This is a genomic window from Marinobacter salexigens, assembly GCF_002806945.1.
GTDB classification, from domain to species: domain Bacteria; phylum Pseudomonadota; class Gammaproteobacteria; order Pseudomonadales; family Oleiphilaceae; genus Marinobacter; species Marinobacter salexigens.
The window spans coordinates 1007957-1027077 of the sequence record NZ_NIHC01000001.1; the positions used below are offsets into that span (position 1 = coordinate 1007957).

Consider the following 19121-nt stretch of genomic DNA (forward strand, 5'->3'; position numbering starts at 1 on the left):
CGCGCGCTGAAAAGGAGACTGGGCATTATAACGGGGTGATCATTCTGCAACCAGCGTTGTCTCGGTAATCTGCCAGTTTTGCTGTGGTATTATTCGCGGTTTCTGACAATCCGAGCATGAAGCAGTTGGCGAGGTTCTTCCCAAAACACGCTACGAGCACATCCATGTGCGCTTGTTTCGGGCCGTCCATGGCCCTCAACAGTTTTGGGAAGAACCTCGCCAACTGCTTCCCGAACTTTCGAGATAACTCCAAAAGCCCATGACTCCCGAACGCCTTGCCCGCATCAAACAGGTTTTGAACACCCGCCAACCGGATCTGACAGTCCTGACCGACCAGGTTCACAAACCAAGAAACCTCTCCGCCATACTGAGAACCTGCGACGCCTTCGGGCTAGCTAATATGCACGTTGTATGGCCAAAAGAAGGCTTCCGGACTTTTCGGAAAACCGCCGGTGGCAGCTTTAAATGGGTAACACCTCACACCCATCGCACTATGAATGAGGCAATAGAAAACCTGAAAGGGCAGGGGCATAAGCTTTATGCGGCACAACTATCAGACAGAGCGATCGATTACCGCTCCGCCGATTTCACCGTGCCATGCACAGTTATTATGGGGAACGAAGTGGATGGCGTAAGCGCTGGCGCTGCGGAACAGGCGGATGAGCACATTGTTATCCCCATGATGGGAATGGTGGAATCCCTAAACGTATCCGCCGCCTGCGCCATCATCCTCTCCGAAGCCCAAAGGCAGCGCAAAGAGGCCGGTTTGTTTGATAACCGGCGCATACCGGACGAAGAATACAACCACCTCCTGTTCAGCTGGTGCCAGCCAGTAGTCAAACGCTACTGCGACGACCGAAACCTGCCATACCCACCCATCGACCATGAAACCGGTGAGTTAATCGACGGAGTTGGCTGGATGCAGGAAGTCCGTGTCCAACGGGCAAACCGCGTTCGTTGGAGCGAAGAAATTTCTGAGACGAACGCCTGAGCCGCTCTATTCGCAGTGACGCGTTTCCAGCTTAGGAACCAAGTCTTTTCTCTGCGTTACGTGGGTTTGCTCGGGTGTCCCCCGCAACAAGTTTTTCGTAAAATGCAGTGGCAGAATCGATATCTGCCAAGGCTTCATCCGTGAGCCTGACATTTCTATGCTTCATTCCTGTGCGCCGCGTTCCTTCAGTTTATTCAGACTCGTGTAGCTTACCTTCCCCTCCTGAATTTTTGCAGCTCGCTTCCGCAGTTCAGCCTGATGCCATTCGGGTGGTTCCGGCAGGGTTTGATTGCGGGTAAGAGCCTCCTCCAACCAATGCTAAAAAGCATGCCTCGAACCACAAGCGCATTCCATGAGCAAGGTACTGAAAACCGGTTTAATCAACGAGCACACCAACAAGCCCGATCGGCCCGTGGCGTGGTGAAGCTTTTCTGCCGGAAAAAGATGTCTGAGCGCAGCGAGTTATTTTTCCAGAAGAAAAGCTTCACCGCGCCGCGGAGCCAGCCCCAAAGCGGCAGGCAAGCGCAGCCGAACCCTTAGTCCTCGCGATGCTCCAAATACCGCTCCAACTGCTCCCGCAAAGCCTTAGGCAGGCGAGTAATCGTCAAAGCATCCTTATCCCGATCATAGTAAACCGCCTGATTCACCAAATCCGAAGAAAAAGAAACACTCATACCCCCACCAGAGCCCGCAATACGCACCAGCTTCTTCACCTTCCGATGATCCGGATGCAACACACCGCTCTCCGGCAACTCTGCCGTTTTGCTGGCAAACTCCTTGAAACGCCCCGGCTCATCCTCATCCAGGTAGCCAGACAACGCCACAATGGCAACCGGCTCCCCCAAAGCATGCTGCTCCTTGCAGAACTCATAAGCCCGCGTGCGAACTTCGCCAGCTTTCTCCGGCTCTGAAGACTTGGCAAACGCCTCCACAGCATCCAGAAACGTCAGAGTCTCTTTCTCAACGTCGATCTGATTGGTAAAGCCACATAGCCGAATGAACAATTCCCCCGGCTCGCCAGTACCACGGGCATGAACCAGCGTCAGATAGTTCTCTGCAGCGTTATCCCCAAGCCAGTCATCCAGTTCCACCCGCATGGCAAGGTTCAGGCGCGACGTACTCAGTACATCCGTTGTATCCAGAGCCTGGTTGCCATCAAACCGCAGGGCGCCGTCGGTTTCCAGAATCATCACATAAACCACATCTGAATCGGCTAGAGCTTCATGAACAACCGTGAGTTGCCCCACAAACTCTTCCTGACAGCTCGTAAGCAACTCCTGCCACTGCCCAAATACCCGGTCCGTGAACGAGGCAAAACTCTGCTTGTCCTCCAGGTAGTCTTTCAGCCAGGCACTGAACGGACTTTCACCAACATCTTCCGAAAAGCGTCCGTACTTTTTACCCGGCTTGCTGTTAAACAGCCGCTTCATCTGCTTGTGCAGCCCCTCATAATCGCCACCCGGTTCCTGAAGCGCCTCACCACTTTGCAAGCGGGCAGGCTGCCCCGGCTGATACTGACTCGAAAACGCGGTGCGCAGATGCTTGATAGCCATAAACAGAAAATTCCCGAATTAATAAACAAAAAGGCCCCAAAGGAAACCTTCAGGGCCAAAGATTCTGCCACGGACAACAAATACATTCACGATTAATACGAGGACTGCCTGCTTGGTTGGGAGTTGGCCAAGGAGCGGGGGTGTCTTTTCTTCTGGAAAAACAACTCGCTTTGCTCAGACATCTTTTTCCGGCAGAAAAGACACCCCCACTCCTTGGCTTCTATCACTGCATTAGGCGCTATAAATACTCGTTCAGATTTATACTCGCTTGTTGCGAACCAACTCTTGCACAAGAGCCGCAGCGACACTCGAAACTTCCTCTGTGCTATCAGCTGCTATGGAAACGTTGGCTATGTCGGTGCCCAGATCAACGGCAATTGCTACAAGCCCGTAAGCGGTTAGCAGCTGGGCAGTGCGGCGGCGGTCGTCGGCATCTCCGGCATTATCTTCGCTCAAAATCACCGAGGTTTTGCCCTGATCGAACAATGCGCGCTCAACAGCCAGTGCTAGGGCATGAGCCTGCTTACCGGAGCAGCCGATAATCATCGGCTTCTGTGCCAGTCTGCGCTCACGTTCCTCAGGGCTTACCGGCTCCAGAGTGCCTGCAGTATCTGCCAAGCCATCAATCATCCCAGCGCCAACGGTTACGTTGGTGAGCCTGTCGATCACAATGAAACTGCCCGTGGCGTGGTTACGCTGATAGGCATCAAAGGCGATGGGCTGGCTCAGGGTGAGGTCGCACAGGCCGATTTCATTGACCTGCAGCGAACTGAGGGTGGGGTGTTGCTCCAATGTGTTCACATCGGTCTGATAATGAATCTTTCGAACCGTGCCCGATGTGAAGGTAGGACCCAGTTTGATGTCGTACAGGCGGCCGGTATGCAAAGGCGCATCTGCCATCCACACGATATTAGCCTTGAAGCGGTTACCCACTTCCGGCTCGTCTTCCGGTTTCACCAGCATGTCGCCACGGCTGATATCAATCTCGTCTTCCAGCGTCAGTGTGACCGCCTGATCAATATAGGCTTCATTCAGGTTACCATCGAAAGTCACGACTTCCTTGATGGTGCTGGTGCGCCTTGAGGGTAGGGCCATAACCTTGTCGCCTGGGCGGATTACGCCAGAGGCGATGGTGCCGCAGAAGCCACGGAAGTTCAGGTTGGGGCGGGTAACGTACTGCACGGGAAACCGGAAGTGCTCCAGGTTCTTGTCGCGGTTTACTTCCACTGTTTCCAGAATGTCCATCAGTGCCTGACCGTTAAACCAGGGCGTGTTCTCGCTGCGGCTGACTACGTTATCGCCTTCCAAAGCCGAGATCGGTACAAAACGTATATCTTTCAGCCCCAGCTGTGCCGCGAAGGCCAGATACTCTTCGCGGATTTCGTTGAAGCGATCTTCACTGAAATCCACCAGATCCATCTTGTTCACGGCTACGACGATGTGCCGAATACCAAGCAACGAAGCAATAAAAGAATGCCTGCGAGTCTGGGTCAGCACGCCACGGCGAGCGTCAATCATCAGAATGGCCACCTGGGCCGTAGACGCACCCGTGGCCATGTTCCGGGTGTATTGCTCGTGCCCCGGGGTGTCGGCAATGATAAATTTGCGCTTGTCGGTAGAGAAATAGCGATAGGCAACGTCAATAGTAATGCCTTGTTCACGCTCGGCCTGCAGGCCATCAACCAGCAACGCAAGATCCAGTTTTTCGCCGGTGGTGCCCATTTTGGCGCTGTCGGTTTTCAGGCTGGCCATGTGATCTTCATATATCATTTTTGTGTCGTGTAACAGGCGGCCTATAAGAGTGCTCTTGCCGTCATCGACACTGCCACAGGTAAGCAGGCGCAGCAGTTCCTTGTTCTCGTGTTGTTTCAGGTAAGCCTGGATGTCGTCGGCGATTAGATCAGATTGATGTGACATATCAGAAGTACCCTTCGCGCTTTTTCTGTTCCATGGAACCAGCCGAATCGTGATCAATCACGCGGCCTTGACGTTCTGAACTGGTGGCCAGGAGCATTTCCTGGATGATTTCGGGCAAAGTGTCTGCCTCGGATTCAATGGCACCAGTCAGCGGGTAGCAGCCCAGGGTACGAAAGCGGATGGATTTCATCATCGGCTTTTCGCCTTCTTTCAAAGGCATGCGGTCGTCGTCTACCATAATTAGCGAGCCATCGCGCTCAACAACCGGGCGCATCGCTGAGTAATAAAGCGGCACAATCTCGATGTTTTCCAGATAGATGTACTGCCAGATATCCAGCTCAGTCCAGTTGGACAGGGGGAACACGCGAATGCTTTCGCCCTTGTTCACCTTGCCGTTATAGGTGTTCCAGAGCTCTGGGCGCTGATTTTTTGGATCCCAGCGGTGGTATTCGTCGCGGAAGGAATACACACGCTCCTTTGCACGGGATTTTTCCTCATCCCGACGGGCACCACCAAAAGCCGCATCAAACCCGTGCTTGTCCAAAGCCTGCTTTAGCCCTTGGGTTTTCATTACATCGGTATGTTTGGCGCTGCCGTGGGTAAATGGCCCAATGCCCTGTTCAACACCGTCTTGATTGGTGTGTACGATCAAGTCCAGGCCATACTCTTTAATCTTGCGATCCCGAAAATCGATCATGTCCCGGAATTTCCAGGTGGTGTCCACATGCATCAGGGGGAAGGGTAGTTTGCCGGGGTAAAAGGCTTTGCGTGCAAGATGCAACATTACCGCAGAGTCTTTGCCGATGGAGTAGAGCATCACCGGGTTATCAAACTCGGCAGCCACTTCGCGAATGATGTGGATGCTTTCCGCTTCCAGTTGTTTCAGATGCGTCAGATTGTATGTGGTCATGAGTATCCGTTGCCGCAGCGGGCCTTGAGGGCGTGCAAATTAGAGCGGCAACTATATCAGAGGCGATATGGCTATAAGAAGTGCTTGGCTTAGAGTTTTAAGTTATAGAAATATAGCGCTTCAAGGTATCCCGTAGTGATCAGCCACAAGAATTCGATCCAGGGCAGGCCAGAAGTCTCTCTTCGGTCAGGCAGACTTAGTTGTGTCTGCTAATAGTTTTCGCACATATCTATCTATGTAGTCGAACCCGTTCCCCTCAAAATCAGCAAACTGGATGCCCAACTGAAACTCGTCCCGCGCCATTCTGCGCAGGTGCACAATGTGCCCGTTGGCCGAAATCGTTACGGGTTGAGTTGCAACCACGGGCACAGAAAAACAGGCTTTGACGTCAATCCAGTTTCCCGGAGAGGGAGCTCTCAGGCGAGGTATGAGCTGGCCGGCGGCTTCCTGATTACAGGAAACCATAACGCCTGTGCGAGACAGATTGGAGATTTTGCAGGTGAGCTGGCAACCATCGGGCTTTTCAATAACGATGTCGCTGACAACATCCACACGTTGCTGGTTGCGCAGGTTTGGCTTAACTGTGACTGCTTTCATGTGCACTCGTATTGGCCGGTTGTATTGGCGCTGTCAGGGTATGCTCGATTTCAAAGAATGTTTTCAGAGCAACATGTAGCACTTGAAAAAAAGTGTAGTTGTTTATTTTCTGATCAGCAACTTGAGTGTCGTACATTATGGCAGATCTGTTATGTTTTTCTGAACAAGGGTTCACATTTTTGATTAAGGTCAGAATTGTTTGGCTTTTCAGATAGCTCGGCTTTTGCTTCAGAAGGGGTCCTTACTGGTGTAAAATTCCTGGTTCTATCCACTCACATACCATTCGCACGCTTGCGGCAGCCACTCTCTTGCTTCCGTCGAGCGCCAGGAATCCTGAATCGCTTTATGACAGAAAAAACCGAAAACACAGTTGCCGGGAACGGCAAAGTTGGCTTCATCAGCCTTGGCTGCCCCAAGGCCCTGGTGGATTCCGAGCGCATACTCACACAGTTGCGGCTGGATGGCTACGACGTGGTGCCCACCTACAACGACGCAGATATTGTTGTGGTGAACACCTGTGGTTTTATTGATGCGGCCAAACAGGAGTCTCTGGACGCTATTGGCGAGGCCATCAACGAAAATGGCAAAGTGATTGTCACCGGCTGTATGGGCGTGGAAGCGGAGAAGATTCGTGAGACCCATCCCGGCGTACTGGCGGTTTCAGGCCCGCATGCCTATGAGGAAGTGGTGGGTGCGGTGCATCAGTATGTTCCACCGGCCCGTGCCCATGACCCGTTCACTGATCTGGTCCCGCCTCAAGGCATCAAGCTGACACCGCGGCACTACGCCTACCTCAAGATTTCCGAAGGCTGCAATCATCGCTGCACCTTCTGCATCATTCCGTCCATGCGAGGCGACCTGGTGAGCCGGCCCATTGGCGATGTCATGGACGAAGCTCAGCGCTTGGTCGATGCAGGTGTTAAGGAATTGCTGGTAATCTCCCAAGACACCTCGGCCTATGGTGTCGACACCAAGTACCGTACCGGGTTCTGGCAGGGGCGTCCTCTGAAAACCAAAATGCAGTCATTGTGCGAGGCTTTGGGCGAGCTGGGCGTGTGGGTGCGCCTGCATTACGTGTACCCGTACCCGCACGTAGACGACATCATTCCGCTGATGGCCGAAGGCAAGATCCTGCCGTATCTGGATATTCCCTTCCAGCACGCCAGTCCGAAAGTGCTGAAAGCCATGAAGCGCCCGGCTCATGACAGCAAAACCCTGGACCGTATCCGTAAATGGCGGGAAATCTGCCCGGAACTCACCATCCGCTCCACCTTTATTGTGGGCTTTCCGGGTGAAACCGAAGAAGATTTCCAGTACTTGCTGGATTGGCTGGATGAGGCACAACTGGATCGCGTGGGTGCCTTTACCTACAGCGCCGTTGAGGGTGCCAAGGCCAATGAGATTGAAGGGGCGGTACCTGAAGAGGTGAAGGAAGAACGTCTGGCCCGCTTCATGACGAAACAGGCGGAGATTTCAGCGGCCCGTTTGCAGGCGAAGATCGGCACCACCATTGATGTGCTGATTGATGAAGTGGATGAGGAGGGCGCGATTGGCCGTTCCAAAGCAGATGCACCGGAGATTGATGGGATGGTGTACTTGAACGACGTTACCGATCTGCAGCCCGGACAGATCGTGAAGGTGCTCGTTGAACATGCCGACGAGCATGATCTGTGGGCAGTATTGGCGTGAGCTGAATGTAACAAAAAGGCCCCGACATGTTTGGGGCCTTTTTGATTGTCGTTAAGGACTAATCGCTGATTTTGGCGATGTAATCGGCGTAATATTGGTCGAAGCTCTTGAACTCCACGCTGTCGCGACCACAGCAGCGAATACTCCCTGACTTGATGTCGTACACCCAGCCATGTACTTCAATTTTACCTGTAGCCAGTTTTGCAGCCACCACCGGGTGCGTGCGCAGGTGCTGTACCTGTTGCTGAACGTTTTCCTCAATGGCTTCGTTCAGGTGCTTGCTGTCCAGACACGCTTCTGTGGAAATATTGTGACGTTCACGGACGATTTCCATGGCTGAGCGACAATGCCCCAGCCATTCCTTTACGTGCGGCAAGCCTTTCAGTGCGGGGATGTCCAGGGCACCTTTAATGGCGCCACAATCGGTATGGCCGCAGACAATGATGTGGCGGACACCCAGAACCGCAACAGCGTATTCGATGGAAGCTGTCATGCTTCCGGTTTCATTACTGTGCGGGGGGATGACGTTACCGGCATTCCGACAAATGAATAGATCGCCGGGGTGGGAACCCGTGAGCATATTCGGGTCGATGCGGGAATCCGAACAGGTAACAAACAGTACGTCCGGGTTCTGGCTGTTGGCCAGAGCACCAAACAGGTCTTTGTGCTCCGGGTAAACGTTTTCGTGGAAGTTCAGTACACCGCGAACAATGTGATCCATGTTGTCTCCTTCTGCCGATCAGGCAATTTCAATTAATACTTCACCCGGAGTAACCCGGTCGCCCTTGGTGACGTGAACCGCCTGAACGGTGCCATCAACACTGGAGTGAATTTCAGTTTCCATTTTCATGGCTTCGGTAATCAGAACTGCCTGGCCGGAGGTGACAGAATCCCCTTCTTTCACCATTACGTCCACTACGTTTCCCGGCATGGCGGTACTCACGTGGCCGGGATCTGTTGCGCGCTTGCGACCCTTGCCGCCCGCTTCTGCCACGTATTCGTTCAGAGGTTCAAACACCACTTCCTCGGGCATGCCATCCAGCGACAGGTACAGCTTTCGTTTACCTGGCCCGGTGGTGCCAACGCCGGTTACGGCGACCTCGTAGGTTTCGCCATGCAGATCAATGCGGAACTCAGTGGCAACGCCTGCACCCAGCCTGTTTTGCCCGGTTTGCTCTGCCGGCAGTAATTCTTCCGGTTCAAGGGAGCCATCTTTGCGCTGTTGCAAAAACTCCCGGCCCAGATCCGGGAACATGGCGTATGTGAGCACATCTTCTTCGCAGCTGGCCAGACTACCAATGTCTTCTCGCAATTGGTTCAGTTCCGGATCGAGCAAGTCGGCAGGGCGGCCATCGTTCACGGCTTCGTTGCCGATGGCCTTTTTGCGAATCTCGGTATTTACTTCAGTGGGAGGGTGGCCATAGCCGCCCTGCAAGTAGCGTTTTACTTCGTTGGTGATGGTTTTATAGCGTTGCCCCGCCAGAACGTTATAAACCGCCTGAGTGCCAACAATTTGCGATGTGGGAGTTACCAGTGGCGGGTAACCAAGATCCTGCCGTACTCTCGGGATTTCATCGAATACCTCGTTGATTTTGTCGAGAGCATTCTGCTCCTTCAGTTGGTTGGCCAGGTTCGACATCATGCCGCCCGGCACCTGGTTGATTTGCACCGAGACATCTTCCCGGGTGAACTCGCTTTCGAATTGGTGATACTTCTTGCGGACTTCGTGAAAGTAATCGGCAATTTCCCCAAGTCGCTCCAGATTCAGGCCAGTGTCGTACTCTGTGCCTTTCAAAGCGGCGACTTGGGATTCTGTGGCAGGGTGGCTGGTGCCGTTGGCGAATGCCGAAATGGCGGTGTCAATCCGGTCGGCACCGGCTTCGATTGCTTTGAGCTGGCACATCGGGGCAAGCCCGGCGGTTGAGTGGCTGTGCACCACCAATGGCAGGTCTACTGCCGACTTGATCGCCTGAACCAGCTCAAACGTCGCGTAGGGGGTGAGCAACCCGGCCATATCCTTGATGGCGATTGAATCGGCGCCCATGGCTTTGAGTTCTTTCGCCTGTTTCACGAACAGCGCAGGCGTGTGCACCGGGCTGGTGGTGTAACAGATGGTCCCTTGGGCGTGCTTGCCGGCTTTCTTCACCGCTTTCATGGCGGTTTCCAGGTTGCGAAGATCGTTCAACGCATCAAACACCCGGAACACGTCAATGCCATTGTCTGCCGCTTTCTGCACAAAAGCCTCAACCACGTCATCGGCATAATGCCGGTATCCCAAAAGATTCTGGCCTCGCAGCAGCATTTGCAGGCGGGTGTTCGGTAAAGCCTTGCGCAGTTGTCGCAGGCGCTCCCATGGGTCTTCCTTCAGGAAACGCACGCAAGCATCAAAGGTGGCGCCGCCCCAGACTTCCAGAGACCAATAGCCAACTTGATCCAGCTTGTCGCAGATTGGCAGCATGTCTTCTGTGCGCATGCGGGTAGCGATAAGGGATTGGTGCGCATCACGAAGGATCAGGTCAGTCACTTCAATCTTTTTTGCGTTGCTCATCTTCGGTCTCCTGTGGATTACCAGCCAGCATGGGCTGCGATGGTGGCGGCAATCGCCAATGCCACGGCACTGGGGTGGCGTTTCTTGGAGTAGTTCAACAATTCCGGATGGCTGGGTACGAAGCTGGTATCGAACTGGCCATTACGGAAATCCGGGTGGTCCAGAATCTGCTGGTAATAATTGGCAGTGGTTTTGATGCCATGCAGGCGCATGTCGTCGAGTGCGCGCTTGCCCCGTGCGATAACCTCGTCCCAGGTCAGTGCCCACACAACCAGCTTCAGGCACATGGAGTCGTAGTAAGGCGGAATTTCGTAGCCGGTATAAATGGCCGTATCCACCCGCACACCCGGGCCACCAGGCGCGTAGTAGTGGGTGATACGGCCAAAGCTGGGCAGAAAGTCGTTCTTCGGGTCCTCGGCGTTAATGCGAAACTGCAGCGCATAGCCCCGAAACTGAATGTCTTCCTGTCGATAACTCAGAGGTAAACCTGCGGCAATGCGCAGTTGCTCTCGCACAATGTCCACGCCGGTAATGGCTTCTGTAATCGTGTGCTCCACTTGCACCCGGGTGTTCATCTCCATGAAGTAGACTTCGTTACCCGTGAGCAGGAACTCCACCGTGCCCGCGTTTTCGTAGCTCACAGCTTTCGCGGCACGCACTGCGAGATCACCGATGTAGTGGCGCTGTTCCGGTGTCAACTGCGGGCTCGGAGCAATCTCGATCAGTTTCTGATTGCGACGTTGTATGGAGCAATCCCGCTCAAACAGGTGAATCGCACCGCCCTGGCGGTCTGCCAGTACCTGCACTTCAATGTGGCGCGGATTCACAATGCACTTTTCCATGAACACTTCGGCCGAGCCAAACGCCTTGGTGGCCTCTGAAATCACGCGTGGATACTGTGTTCCCAGCTCTTGCGGTGAATCGCACCGACGGATACCGCGGCCACCACCGCCGGAAGTGGCTTTCAACATCACCGGGTAGCCGATGTCGTTGGCCAGTTCCAGAGCTTCTTCAAGGCTGCCCAGATTGCCTTTCGAGCCCGGAGTAATGGGAATGCCGGCCGCCCGCATGCTATCGCGAGCCTGGGTTTTGTCGCCCATGCCGTGGATGACACTGGATTTCGGACCGATAAACGCCACACTTTTTTGCTCGCATAGATGGGCAAAGTGAGCGTTTTCTGACAGAAAGCCGTAGCCGGGATGAATAGCATCGCAGCCGGTTTCAACCGCCAGGTTTACGATACGTGCCGGGTCCAGATAGCCCGCCAATGGGTCATCGCCAAGAGAATAGGACTCATCGGCTCGCTTCACATGCAGTCCGTACCGATCCGGTTCGGTGTAAATCGCCACCGACCGAATCCCCATCTCTGCACAGGCCCGAACGATGCGGACGGCTATCTCACCGCGATTGGCGATTAACACTTTCTTCAGCATGGGAAGCTCCTCATCGCTTCGTTCCGAATGAAGGTGGGAAAAGAATAACGGGGATGATTGATCAGTAAAAATTGATATAATTTGGGTTAGATATAACAAATAACTTATAGGTAGTTATTTTGAGAGGGGAAGCTTATGCCGCTCAGCATCCAGAAACTGGCGAACAGACTGACCTTTCGACAACTGCAGGTATTCAAAGCTGTCTACGACCTGAAAAGTTACAGCAAAGCCGGCAACTTACTAGGCCTGACCCAGCCAGCCGTCAGCAGCCAGGTGCGACATCTGGAACAGGCACTGGGAATGCCCATGTTCGAATACGTAGGGCGCAAGCTTTACTGCACAGCCGCCGGGGAAGAAATGGCCGCTTGCGTACGCTCCGTGTTTGGGGAACTGGCAGACATGCAAAACCGCCTGGCGGCTCTGGAAGGCAGAGTGGCAGGCGATTTGCGATTGGTGGCAGTAAGCACCGCACAATACGTAGTGCCGTATTTGTTGGGCTCATTCCTAGAGCTGAACCCCCAGGTCAACATCTCCGTAGCCGTAGTAAACCGCGCAACCGCCTTGGAACGCCTGAACGAAAACAGCGACGACCTGATCATCATGGGCATGGTGCCCCAGGGCCGGCCGTTAACCTCGCTGCCATTCCTGGACAACGAACTCATCCCCGTAGCCGCAGCCGGCCACCCATTACTTGAGCAGGAAACCGTCACAGCAGAAGAATTCCTGAACAACAAACTCCTCACCAGAGAACCCGGCTCCGGCAGCCGCTTGGCACTGGAAGTCTACTGTCAGCAACACCAACTGAAAATCGATCCGATAATGGAATTAGGCTCTAACGATGCGGTTAAACATGCGGTATTGGCGGGATTAGGTGTCGCGGTTGTGCCCAAACTGAGTGTGCTGTCAGAGCTGGCGCTGGGCACCCTGGCGGCTCTCGAAATCCCTGGTTTCCCACTGCGCAGAAGCTGGTGCGTGGTCTACCCGCAGAGGCGCCACCCAACGCCTGTTATGAAGGCGTTTGTTGACTACGTTCAGCAGAATATTGCGCAATTTGAGTTGTTGTTTCGGCGGTTGGCTGCATAGCGCTGGCGCGGGCTTTGACTATTTGTTCGGTTTTTTTGTGCGAGGTTGTATCAGAGTTGGAATGGCGGGATTGGTAGTCCTCCCCAAAAATCTCGGAGGCCAGGGACGGCCGGAGAGAAGCGCACATGGGTGAGGCAAGCGTTTATGAAGCGAAGCTTCATGCACAGCCGAACGACAGCAATCTGTGATTGCTGGCCGGACCCGCTTGCGGGTGCTCGTAGCGGTTTTTGGGGAGGACTACCAATCCCGCCAGTCCCGAAACCCAGCAGGCTAGGGCCTAAAGCAGAGGCCTCCACCGAAGCCTCGCCCTAAGCCCAACTCAATCAACCACCAAGCTTCCGAGCAAGAATCTCATTGAATAGCTTAGGGTTACCCTGACCTTTGGAAGCCTTCATCAAAGGCCCCATAAAGCCACCAAGCATCTTCTTGCGCTTCTTGGGATCTTCCTCGCCTTGATACTGAGCAACCTGATCGGGCATGCCAGCCAGAACCTCATCAACCATCGCCTCCAGAGCGCCAGTATCCGAAACCTGCTTCAGCCCCTGAGCTTCAATAACCGCATCGGCATTGTCTCCATCACCATTCCAGAGAGCTTCGAACACCTTCTTGGCGCCGGATGAAGACACAGTATTGTCGGCAATGCGTGCAACCAACTGGCCAAGCTGAGTGCCAGTGATAGGGGCTTGAGCTACAGTTTTGTCCTCAGCGTTCAAGCGGGCAGAAAGCTCACCCAGTACCCAGTTGGCCGCCAATTTTGCGTCTTTGCCGTGGCTGGCGGTTTCTTCAAAAAATGCCGCCATAGAGGCATCGTCGCTGAGCAAGCGGGCATCATAATCATTCAGCCCATATTGCTCCTTGAATCGTGCCTTGCGCTCATCCGGCAACTCCGGCAACAAATCTCTGGCACTCTGGATAAACTCATCGTCGATCACCACAGGCAGCAAGTCCGGGCAAGGGAAGTAGCGGTAATCGTTGGCCTCTTCCTTGCTGCGCATGGAGCGTGATTCGTCCCGCTCACCGTTATACAGCCGCGTTTCCTGAATAATGCGGCCGCCATCTTCCAGAATATCCATCTGCCGCTCTACTTCGTGGGCGATGGCCTGCTCCATAAAGCGGAACGAGTTCAGGTTCTTGGTTTCCGTGCGAGTACCCAACTCATCCGAACCTTTCGGCTTGAGTGAAATGTTCACATCAAAACGCAAAGACCCCTGGCTCATATCGCCATCACAAATACCGAGTGAAGACACCAGGCCATGCAGCTTTTTGGCAAAGGCCACAGCCTCTTCCGCACTGTTCATATCCGGCTCAGTCACCACTTCAATCAGCGGTGTGCCAGCACGGTTCAGGTCGATACCCGTCATACCATGAAAGTCTTCGTGCAGGGATTTGCCGGCATCTTCTTCCAGATGCGCATGGTGAATCCGTACACGCTTGGTGCTGCCATCGGCCAGATCAATATCCACAAAGCCCGGGCCAACAATCGGGTGGTCCAGCTGTGTGGTCTGATAGCCCTTAGGCAAATCCGGGTAAAAATAGTTTTTACGGTCAAACACCGAGCGCCGACCGATTTCGGCATTTACCGCCAAGCCAAACATCACCGCATAGCGGAACGCCTGCTCATTTGGAACAGGCAATGTGCCCGGCATGGCCAGATCAACGGCGCTGGCCTGGGTGTTGGGCTCGGCACCAAACGCGGTGCTGGAGCCTGAAAAAATCTTGGTTTTGGTGGCAAGCTGAACGTGAATTTCCAGCCCGATCACAATATCCCACTGCATAGTCGTTCTCCTGATTCGGGCTTACTGGGGAAGCTTCTGGTGCCAGTCAGTAACTTGCTGGAACTGATGGGCTGCATTCAGTAGGCGAGCCTCATCAAAGTAGTTCCCGATAATCTGCAAGCCTACCGGCAGGCCATCAACAAAACCTGCAGGCACAGACATGGCCGGCACGCCGGCAAGGTTCACTGCGATGGTGAAAATATCTTCCAGATACATGGTCACTGGATCGCTGGTGTTCGCGCCTTGCACAAACGCAGGTGAGGGCGATACAGGGCTCATCAGTACATCCACTTCTTTGAAGGCATTGATGAAGTCCTGTTGGATCAGGCGACGAACCTTCTGGGCTTTCAGATAATAGGCATCAAAGTAGCCGGCCGAAAGCGCATAGGTGCCAACCAGAATCCGGCGTTTCACCTCATCCCCAAAGCCTTCACCCCGGGTGCGCGTGTACAGGTCGTGCAGGTCTTGCGGATTCTCACAGCGATAGCCGTAGCGCACACCATCAAAGCGGGACAGGTTGGCCGAGGCTTCTGCGGGTGCAATCACGTAATACGCGGCAATGGCCAGCTTGGCGTGGGGCAGCGACACTTCTTTCACTGTCGCGCCCAGCTTTTCGTATTCCTTCACTGCGTTGCGAACCTGCTGCTCCATGGCGGGGCTCAGCTGGTCAGAGAAGTATTCTTTCGGAAGGCCGACGCGCAATCCCTTTAAAGGCTCGTTAAGCGTGGCAGTGTAATCCGGCACTGCGCGATCAACCGATGTTGAATCCTTTGGGTCAAAGCCAGCCATGACATTCAGCATCAAAGCGTTGTCTTCCGCCGTGCGCGCCATGGTGCCGCCCTGGTCCAGGCTGGAGGCGAAGGCAATTATGCCGTAGCGAGACACGCGCCCATAAGTCGGCTTCAAGCCAGTAATGCCACAAAAGGCGGCTGGCAGGCGAATCGAACCGCCTGTGTCGGTTGCGGTTGCTGCAGGCACTAAGCGGGCAGCGATGGCTGCAGCGGAACCCCCGGAAGAGCCCCCGGGTACGCGCTTGTCACCGCTGCTCAAACCCCAGGGATTTGTTACCGCGCCAAAAAAACTGGTTTCATTGGAGGAGCCCATAGCGAACTCATCCATATTGGTTTTGCCCAGGCTAACAGCACCCGCATCGCGGAAGTTCGCAGTGACCGTGGCATCATAGGGCGGTACAAAATCGGCCAGCATTTTGGAACCAGCCGTGGTCGCCACACCCTTGGTGCAGAAAAGGTCCTTGTGGGCGAAAGGTACGCCTGTCCAGGCAGTGGCGTTACCAGCAGCGCGCTGCTCGTCTGCGGCTTTGGCATCAGCCATAGCCTGGTCTTCGGTAACAGTGATAAAACTGTTGTATTGCTGATCTTCAGCTTTAACGCGATCGAGGAACTCGCGGGTCAGTTCCACGCTTGAAATCTTGCCGCTTTCCAAATCACGGGAAAGCTCTGCTACGGATTTGTTATGCATGTTCAATCCTGATGATGGGCAGATAGTGGGATTCGTCAGATCACTCAATAACCCGAGGTACGAGATAAAGGCCGTCTTCGGTCGCTGGCGCTATGGCCTGGAAAGCCTCCCGTTGATTGCTCTCGGTTACTTCGTCTGCACGCAAACGCTGAACAGCGTCCAGAGGGTGGGATAAGGGCTCTATATCTGCCGTGTCGGCCGCACTGAGTTCGTCCACAAGATTCAGGATGTTACCCAGATCGCTTTCCAGCGCCGAAATCTGCGCTTCGTCCACGCGGATGCGGGCAAGAACAGCGACTTTTTCTATGTCTTCTCGGGAAATGGACACAAATTGCCTCCCAGATAAATGAAATGTCGGTAATAAAGGACACGCTCTGTAAAAGAGTGTTGCACCGAGTTATGGGGCCACTCGGGGAACGCTTTTCAAAACTGTAGAGGGCCATGGATGGCCCGAAACAAGCGCACAGGGAAGTGCTTGTAGCGTGTTTTGAAAAGCGTTCCCCGAATGGCCTTGCACCCAGACTAAAAATTCGAGGGCATATGTTAACAGATTCCAACCCATGCGGCAGAGGCCAAAGTATGGCTAATATGCGAGAATAACAGGGCTCGAAGCCCGATGCTGCCTTGCCTGCACGGGGGGTCACTGCTAAAGTTGCCGCATCTTTCTGCAACCGCAACTCTCAGGTTGAAACTACACGAATGTTGATTAAAAGACTCCGAGGCTTATTCTCCAGCGACCTGTCCATTGATCTGGGCACCGCCAACACCCTTATTTTCGTGCGTGACCGCGGGATTGTGCTGAACGAGCCGTCCGTAGTAGCCATTCGTACCAGCAACTCCCAGAAAACTGTTGCCGCCGTAGGCGCCGAGGCAAAACGCATGCTGGGCCGTACGCCCGGTAATATTACCGCAATTCGTCCCATGAAAGACGGCGTCATCGCCGATTTTGTGGTGACCGAAAAAATGCTCCAGCACTTTATTCACAAAGTGCACGAGAACAGCTTTATCACACCAAGCCCACGGGTTCTGGTGTGTGTGCCCAGTAAATCCACCCAGGTAGAGCGTAAAGCCATTCGCGAATCAGCATTGGGTGCCGGTGCCCGGGAAGTGTTCCTGATTGAAGAGCCCATGGCAGCCGCTATCGGCGCAGGCCTTCCAGTAGAAGAAGCCAGCGGCTCCATGATCGTCGACATCGGCGGTGGCACCTCCGAAATCGCCATCATTTCCCTGAATGGCATTGTATACGCAGATTCAGTCAGGGTTGGTGGTGACAAATTCGACGAGGCGATTGTTACCTACGTTCGCCGCAATTACGGCAGCCTGATTGGTGACACCACAGCAGAGCGCATCAAACACGAAATTGGCTGTGCCTACGAAGGCCTGGAAATTCTCGAAATTGATGTCCGTGGTCGCAACCTGGCTGAAGGTGTGCCCCGTGCGTTCACACTCAATAGTGAAGAAATTCTGGATGCCCTCCAGGAATCCCTGGCTCAAATAGTGCAAACCGTTAAAAGCGCGCTGGAACAATCCCCGCCTGAGTTGGCGTCAGATATCGCCGAGCGTGGCATAGTTCTGACCGGCGGTGGTGCCCTGCTGCGCGGGCTGGACAAGTTGATCAGTGAAGAAACCGGGTTGCCCGTTATCATCGCAGAGGATCCGCTGACCTGCGTTGCCCGAGGTGGCGGCAAGGCGCTGGAAGTTATTGATCGGGGTGGCATTGGAATGTTCTCCCAGGAGGGATAATCCTTTGGGGAGGGATCGACATTAAAACCATTTTTGTTCAGGGGCCTGCGCCAGGCCTCCGGCTTTTGCTCGTTATTATTGTGTCGGTGGCGCTGATCGTCGCCGACCAGCAATTCGACCGCGTAACTCCTGTTCGCAGTACCCTGGCAACCGCTCTCACACCGGTTTACTGGCTGGGTAATGCCCCCTATCAGGTCAGTGATTGGGTTGCCGGCCTGTTCACCACCCGTGAAGATGTGAAACAGGAAAACGAAGATCTGAAAGCCCGCCTGCTTATCCTTGAACGCAGGGCCCTCAAGTACGCCGCCTTGGCTTCCGAAAACAACGAACTCCGACGTTTGATGAACTCCTCGGAATTGCTCGATGACCGGGTTATCGTCAGCGAAGTGGTGGGTGTGTCGCCAGATCCCTATTCCCACGAAATCATTATCAATAAAGGTCTCAGTGATGGCTTGCAGATAGGGCAGGCTATATTGGACGCCCATGGCCTGATGGGGCAGGTTGTGCAAACCAGCCAGGTCGCTTCCCGCGTACTGCTTGTCTCCGACAGCAGCCATGCGGTTCCTGTTGAGGTTGTGCGCAACGGGCTCAGGGCCATTCTGCTGGGTACCGGCGATTCCGGCACCCTCGAGTTGGTTCACGTGCCAGACACTGCCGACATTCGTGAAGGCGACCTTCTGGTAAGTTCCGGTCTTGGAGGGCGCTTTCCCCGTGGCTACCCTGTTGCAGAGGTTAGCCAGATCAATAAAGAATCGGGAGAGCCCTTTGTCACTATACGGGCCCGTCCAAAGGCGCAGCTCAACCAGAGCCGTCTCGTGCTGATTGTATTCCCGCCAAAAAGCAGCGCTTCCTCAGAGCCGGAGGCGAGTGATGATTTGCCATCCAGCATCCCGGCCAAAGAAGCAGCACAGGAGGGGCAGGGCTGATGCTGTCTGTTATCAGTTACCCGGTGTTTGTACTGTCAGTGATCGCGTCACTGGTGTTGAGCATTTCCCTCTTTCCTGCAGGCTGGTTCGAGTTTCGCCCCGAGTGGCTGGGTTTGGTCGTCTTTTACTGGACCTTCCGCGCCCCGGCACAGTTCGGCGTCCTGCTTGCCTGGTGCCTGGGGCTGTTTCTGGATGTGTTGGAAGCAACCCCGTTGGGCGTTAATGCACTGGGTATGGGGCTGATCGCCTTTCTGGTACTCACAGTCCACCAGCGGTTGCGTATGTACCCCATGCCGCAGCAGTGCCTGATGGTTTTTCTGCTGTTGGGTATAAACCAAATGCTGGTGCACTTTATTAAACAGATGTTTGGCGGTGAAGATGCAGGTTTCAGCTACCTTTGGCCGGCACTCACCAGTGCGTTGATCTGGCCGGTGTTCTGCATACTGCTGGACAACATTAACCGGAAACTGGGGTAGC

General features: G+C 54.3%; 18 protein-coding genes. 6 read left to right on the forward strand and 12 right to left on the reverse strand.

The genetic code is table 11. The annotated features are described in order from the left end of the window. Window positions 1-259 precede the first annotated feature (259 nt). Window positions 260-991 (forward strand): tRNA (guanosine(18)-2'-O)-methyltransferase TrmH, encoded by a 732-nt coding sequence (trmH, locus tag CDH47_RS04685; protein WP_100638635.1) that lies wholly within the window; start codon window positions 260-262, stop codon window positions 989-991. A gap of 31 nt (window positions 992-1022) precedes the next feature. On the opposite strand, the gene CDH47_RS17770 is transcribed toward trmH, so the two are convergent. The 6 genes from CDH47_RS17770 to CDH47_RS04715 form a co-directional block, all read right to left on the reverse strand. Further along, window positions 1023-1157: a hypothetical protein gene (locus CDH47_RS17770; protein WP_275667841.1), complete on the reverse strand. Its 135-nt coding sequence runs from the start codon at window positions 1155-1157 to the stop codon at window positions 1023-1025. After that, window positions 1154-1303, reverse strand: coding sequence for an addiction module protein (locus CDH47_RS17825; protein WP_100638636.1), 150 nt, complete (start codon window positions 1301-1303; stop codon window positions 1154-1156). Before CDH47_RS17825 ends, CDH47_RS17770 begins: the two co-directional genes overlap by 4 nt. 224 nt (window positions 1304-1527) lie before the next feature. Next, entirely contained in the window at window positions 1528-2544 is a 1017-nt protein-coding gene (locus CDH47_RS04700) for a nucleoid-associated protein (RefSeq protein ID WP_100638638.1), read from the reverse strand. Window positions 2545-2802: 258 nt separating this feature from the next. After that, complete coding sequence (gene cysN, locus CDH47_RS04705; RefSeq protein ID WP_100638639.1) at window positions 2803-4461, reverse strand: sulfate adenylyltransferase subunit CysN; 1659 nt, start codon at window positions 4459-4461, stop codon at window positions 2803-2805. 1 nt (window position 4462) lies between these two features. After that, window positions 4463-5371 (reverse strand): sulfate adenylyltransferase subunit CysD, encoded by a 909-nt coding sequence (cysD, locus tag CDH47_RS04710; protein ID WP_100638640.1) that lies wholly within the window; start codon window positions 5369-5371, stop codon window positions 4463-4465. Window positions 5372-5557: 186 nt separating this feature from the next. After that, window positions 5558-5968, reverse strand: a complete 411-nt coding sequence (locus CDH47_RS04715) for a PilZ domain-containing protein (protein WP_100638641.1) — start codon at window positions 5966-5968, stop codon at window positions 5558-5560. A 345-nt stretch (window positions 5969-6313) separates the two neighbouring features. Between CDH47_RS04715 and rimO the strand changes: the two genes are divergently transcribed. Next, complete coding sequence (gene rimO / locus CDH47_RS04720) at window positions 6314-7657, forward strand: 30S ribosomal protein S12 methylthiotransferase RimO (protein WP_100638642.1); 1344 nt, start codon at window positions 6314-6316, stop codon at window positions 7655-7657. 58 nt (window positions 7658-7715) lie between these two features. Here rimO and CDH47_RS04725 read toward each other — a convergent pair whose 3' ends face one another. Genes CDH47_RS04725 through CDH47_RS04735 form a run of 3 tightly spaced genes read right to left on the reverse strand, consistent with a single transcriptional unit; the run spans window position 7716 to window position 11638 of the window. Then, window positions 7716-8378 (reverse strand): carbonic anhydrase, encoded by a 663-nt coding sequence (locus tag CDH47_RS04725; RefSeq protein WP_100638643.1) that lies wholly within the window; start codon window positions 8376-8378, stop codon window positions 7716-7718. A gap of 18 nt (window positions 8379-8396) precedes the next feature. Then, window positions 8397-10205 carry a sodium-extruding oxaloacetate decarboxylase subunit alpha gene (gene oadA / locus CDH47_RS04730; RefSeq protein WP_100638644.1) on the reverse strand — a complete coding sequence of 603 codons (1809 nt, stop codon included), beginning with the start codon at window positions 10203-10205 and terminating at the stop codon, window positions 8397-8399. A gap of 17 nt (window positions 10206-10222) precedes the next feature. Then, window positions 10223-11638 carry an acetyl-CoA carboxylase biotin carboxylase subunit gene (locus CDH47_RS04735; protein WP_100638645.1) on the reverse strand — a complete coding sequence of 472 codons (1416 nt, stop codon included), beginning with the start codon at window positions 11636-11638 and terminating at the stop codon, window positions 10223-10225. Between the two features lie 135 nt (window positions 11639-11773). On the opposite strand from CDH47_RS04735, the gene CDH47_RS04740 reads away from it, so the two are divergent. Next, on the forward strand, window positions 11774-12721 hold the full coding sequence (locus CDH47_RS04740) for a LysR family transcriptional regulator (RefSeq protein ID WP_100638646.1): 948 nt from the start codon (window positions 11774-11776) through the stop codon (window positions 12719-12721). A 323-nt stretch (window positions 12722-13044) separates the two neighbouring features. Here CDH47_RS04740 and gatB read toward each other — a convergent pair whose 3' ends face one another. Genes gatB through gatC form a run of 3 tightly spaced genes read right to left on the reverse strand, consistent with a single transcriptional unit; the run spans window position 13045 to window position 16303 of the window. Beyond that, window positions 13045-14511 carry an Asp-tRNA(Asn)/Glu-tRNA(Gln) amidotransferase subunit GatB gene (gene gatB / locus CDH47_RS04745; protein WP_275667842.1) on the reverse strand — a complete coding sequence of 489 codons (1467 nt, stop codon included), beginning with the start codon at window positions 14509-14511 and terminating at the stop codon, window positions 13045-13047. 6 nt (window positions 14512-14517) lie between these two features. After that, window positions 14518-15975 (reverse strand): Asp-tRNA(Asn)/Glu-tRNA(Gln) amidotransferase subunit GatA, encoded by a 1458-nt coding sequence (gene gatA, locus CDH47_RS04750; protein WP_100638648.1) that lies wholly within the window; start codon window positions 15973-15975, stop codon window positions 14518-14520. Window positions 15976-16015: 40 nt separating this feature from the next. Continuing rightward, a complete protein-coding gene (gene gatC, locus CDH47_RS04755) occupies window positions 16016-16303 on the reverse strand; it encodes an Asp-tRNA(Asn)/Glu-tRNA(Gln) amidotransferase subunit GatC (protein ID WP_100638649.1) in 288 nt (95 codons plus the stop codon). A gap of 374 nt (window positions 16304-16677) precedes the next feature. Between gatC and CDH47_RS04760 the strand changes: the two genes are divergently transcribed. From CDH47_RS04760 to mreD, 3 genes are all read left to right on the forward strand, one after another. Then, on the forward strand, window positions 16678-17718 hold the full coding sequence (locus CDH47_RS04760; protein WP_100638777.1) for a rod shape-determining protein: 1041 nt from the start codon (window positions 16678-16680) through the stop codon (window positions 17716-17718). A gap of 65 nt (window positions 17719-17783) precedes the next feature. Then, window positions 17784-18644, forward strand: a complete 861-nt coding sequence (gene mreC / locus CDH47_RS04765; protein ID WP_239985566.1) for a rod shape-determining protein MreC — start codon at window positions 17784-17786, stop codon at window positions 18642-18644. Further along, a complete protein-coding gene (gene mreD, locus CDH47_RS04770) occupies window positions 18644-19120 on the forward strand; it encodes a rod shape-determining protein MreD (protein ID WP_100638651.1) in 477 nt (158 codons plus the stop codon). Before mreC ends, mreD begins: the two co-directional genes overlap by 1 nt. Window position 19121: the final 1 nt, after the last annotated feature.